Genomic DNA, 1578 nt, shown 5'->3' on the forward strand with positions numbered 1-1578 from the left:
CGGACCGGTGGTGGTGTGGTGTTTCAGAGCTGTAGAGCGGATGCGTAGCATGTTTGTGGGCAAGTCCTCGGCCTATTAGTACCAGTCAACTCAAAACACATTACTGTGCGTCCATTTCTGGCCTATCAACCCAATGGTCTGTTGGGGGCCTTAACCCACAAAGGGTGGGAGACCTCATCTTGGAACAGGCTTCCCGCTTAGATGCCTTCAGCGGTTATCCCTTCCGAACGTGGCTAACCAGCCATGCCACTGGCGTGACAACTGGCATACCAGAGGTTCGTCCGTCCCGGTCCTCTCGTACTAGGGACAGCCTTCCTCAAGTCTCCTGCGCGCGCGGCGGATAGGGACCGAACTGTCTCACGACGTTCTAAACCCAGCTCGCGTGCCGCTTTAATGGGCGAACAGCCCAACCCTTGGGACCTACTCCGGCCCCAGGATGCGACGAGCCGACATCGAGGTGCCAAACCATGCCGTCGATATGGACTCTTGGGCAAGATCAGCCTGTTATCCCCGGGGTACCTTTTATCCGTTGAGCGACACCCCTTCCACCAGGTGGTGCCGGATCACTAGTCCCGACTTTCGTCCCTGCTCGACACGCCTGTCTCACAGTCAAGCTCCCTTGTGCACTTGCACTCAACACCTGATTGCCAACCAGGCTGAGGGAACCTTTGGGCGCCTCCGTTACTCTTTAGGAGGCAACCGCCCCAGTTAAACTACCCATCAGGCACTGTCCCTGAACCAGATCATGGTCCGAGGTTGAGATTCCCAATTCGACCAGAGTGGTATTTCAAGATTGACTCCACCCCCACTAGCGTGAAGGCTTCACAGTCTCCCACCTATCCTACACAAGCCGAACCGAAAACCAATACCAAACTATAGTAAAGGTCCCGGGGTCTTTCCGTCCTGCCGCGCGTAACGAGCATCTTTACTCGTAGTGCAATTTCGCCGGGCCTGTGGTTGAGACAGCCGGAAAGTCGTTACGCCATTCGTGCAGGTCGGAACTTACCCGACAAGGAATTTCGCTACCTTAGGATGGTTATAGTTACCACCGCCGTTTACTGGCGCTTAAATTCTCAGCTTCGCCCCCGAAAGGGCTAACCGGTCCTCTTAACGTTCCAGCACCGGGCAGGCGTCAGTCCGTATACATCGAATTGCTTCTTCGCACGGACCTGTGTTTTTAGTAAACAGTCGCTTTCCGCTGGTCTCTGCGGCCAACTCACCCTAGCCCGCACGGGGCTTCAGGTGCTTTGGCCCCCCTTCTCCCGAAGTTACGGGGGCATTTTGCCGAGTTCCTTAACCACAGTTCACCCGATCGCCTTGGTATTCTCTACCTGACCACCTGTGTTGGTTTGGGGTACGGGCCGCACATGCACTCGCTAGAGGCTTTTCTCGGCAGCATAGGATCACTCTACTTCACCTCAATCGGCTACGCATCACGTCTCAGAGTCCATGAGGCACGGATTTGCCTATGCCTCCTCCTACACGCTTACACCAGTACTACCATTCACTGGCGGAGCTACCTTCCTGCGTCACCCCATCGCTTGACTACTACAGGATCAGGTCCCACGCTCCACACAC

The 1578-nt window shown here is 55.8% G+C and carries 1 rRNA gene; it reads right to left on the reverse strand.

Annotated elements, in window-relative coordinates:
- Window positions 1-55: 55 nt before the first annotated feature.
- Window positions 56-1578, reverse strand: a 23S ribosomal RNA gene (locus BM199_RS33100); the annotation flags it as partial.

The organism is Amycolatopsis marina, from assembly GCF_900111885.1.
In the GTDB taxonomy this organism is placed as follows: domain Bacteria; phylum Actinomycetota; class Actinomycetes; order Mycobacteriales; family Pseudonocardiaceae; genus Amycolatopsis; species Amycolatopsis marina.